We start from the raw sequence: 2,066 nt of genomic DNA on the forward strand, positions 1-2,066 counted from the left end.
CCACCGCCGTGAGCGCCGGCGCCGGCGGCGTCCGCCTGCACCTGGGCGACGCCGAACCGCTCGACGCCGACCTGCTGGTGCTCTGCTGCGGGGTACGCCCCGACACCGCGCTCGCCGCGGCGGCCGGACTCGCCGTCGAGCGGGGCGTGGTGGTGGACGACCGGATGCGGACGAGCGACAGGCGGATCTCGGCGATCGGCGACTGCGCCCAGCACGACGGGACGCTGACCGGGCTTGTCGCGCCGGCCTGGGCGCAGGCCCGGGTGGTGGCCGACGTGCTGACCGGCGCGGACCCGCTGGCCCGGTACCGGCCCCGGCCGGCGGTGACCCGGCTCAAGGCGGCCGGCATCGACCTGGCCGCGATGGGCGACGTGGACGGGACCGGCGACGCGGACGGGCCGGTCGAGGAGCTGACCTTCGCCGACCCGGCCCGGGGCACCTACGCCCGGCTGCGCATCCGGGACGAGCGGCTGACCGGCGCGATCCTGCTCGGCGACAACCCGGCGGTCGGCACCGTGGTGCAGCTGTTCGACAGGGGCGCGCCGGTGCCGGCGGACCGGCGCTCGCTGCTGCTCGGCCGGGCGTTCGGCGAGGCGCCGGCCGGACCGGCCGCGTCACCGGCGCTGATGCCGGACGCCGCGACAGTGTGCCGGTGCAACGACGTGAGCAAGGGCGAGCTGGTGGCGTGCTGGCGGGCGGGCGCCCGGACGGCGGTGGAGCTGTCCGCGGCGACCCGGGCCGCCACCGGCTGCGGCAGCTGCCGGGACGCGGTGGCCGGCATCGCCGCCTGGCTCGCCGAGGCGGATCCGTCCACAACCGACGAGGTACGCGAGACGGTGGAGGTGGCGTCATGACCGAGCGAATCAGCCGGCTGGTGGTGGTCGGCAACGGCATGGTGGGGCAGCGCTTCGTCGAGGCGCTGCGGGCCCGGGACACCGACGGACGGTGGCGGGTCACGGTGCTCGCCGAGGAACGGCGCGCGGCGTACGACCGGGTGCGGCTCTCAGCCGTCTTCGACGGGGTGGACGCCGGCGAACTGAACCTGCACACCCCCGACGCCGCAGTGGACCTGCGACTGGGTGAACCGGCCACCGGCGTCGACCGGGCACGGCGGGTGGTGACCACTGCCTCCGGCGAGTACCCGTACGACGCGCTGGTGCTGGCCACCGGCTCGTACGCGTTCGTGCCGCCGGTCGACGGCACCGACCTGCCAGGCGTCTTCGTCTACCGGACGCTGGACGACCTGGCCGCGATCCGGGAGCACGCCCGGGGCCGCCGTACCGGGGCGGTGATCGGTGGCGGGTTGCTCGGGCTGGAGGCGGCGAACGCGTTGCGGCTGCTCGGGCTCGCCACCAGCGTGGTCGAGTTCGCACCCCGGCTCATGCCGGTGCAGGTGGACGAGGCGGGCGGCGCGATGCTCCGGCGGTACGTCGAGGAGCTGGGCGTCACGCCGTACCTCGGGGTGGCCACCACGGCGCTGCGCCCCGGCCCGGACGGCTCTGTGGCCGCGCTCGACCTGGCCGACGGCCGTGCGGTCGACGCGGAGCTGGTGGTGGTGGCCGCCGGGATCCGGCCACGTGACGAGCTGGCCTGCGCGGCCGGGCTGCCGCTGGGGCCGCGCGGCGGCGTGCTGGTGGACGCGTCCTGCCGGACCGCCGACGAGCGGATCTGGGCGGTCGGCGAGTGCGCGGCGGTCGACGGGGTCTGCCACGGTCTGGTCGCGCCCGGGTACGCCACCGCCGAGGTGGTCGCGGACCGGCTGCTCGGCGGCGCGGCCACGTTCCCCGGCGCGGACACCGCCACGAAACTCAAGCTGCTCGGCGTGGACGTGGCCTCGTTCGGTGACGCGCACGGCGTCACCCCCGGCTGCCTCGACGTGACGTACACCGACCCGGCCACCCGCTCGTACGCGAAGCTGGTCCTCTCCGACGACGCGCGGACGCTGCTGGGCGGCGTGCTGGTCGGGGACGCGAGCGCGTACCCGGCGTTGCGGGCCAGTGTCGGCGGACCGCTGCCCGCTCCCCCGCTGGCGTTGCTGGCGCCGGCCGGCGGCGCGGGCGCCGGCG

At 77.0% G+C, this 2,066-nt stretch carries 2 protein-coding genes; both read left to right on the plus strand.

What is annotated here, in order from left to right; translation table 11 throughout:
- Window positions 1–854: FAD-dependent oxidoreductase (locus AC2CHG_RS31155; RefSeq protein WP_484526179.1), on the plus strand; the 854-nt coding region annotated here is incomplete at its 5' end.
- On the plus strand, window positions 851–2,066 hold a 1,216-nt coding region (locus tag AC2CHG_RS31160; protein ID WP_484526180.1), incomplete at its 3' end, for an NAD(P)/FAD-dependent oxidoreductase. The genes AC2CHG_RS31155 and AC2CHG_RS31160, both read left to right, overlap by 4 nt.

The organism is Micromonospora sp. ATLC20, assembly GCF_057196585.1.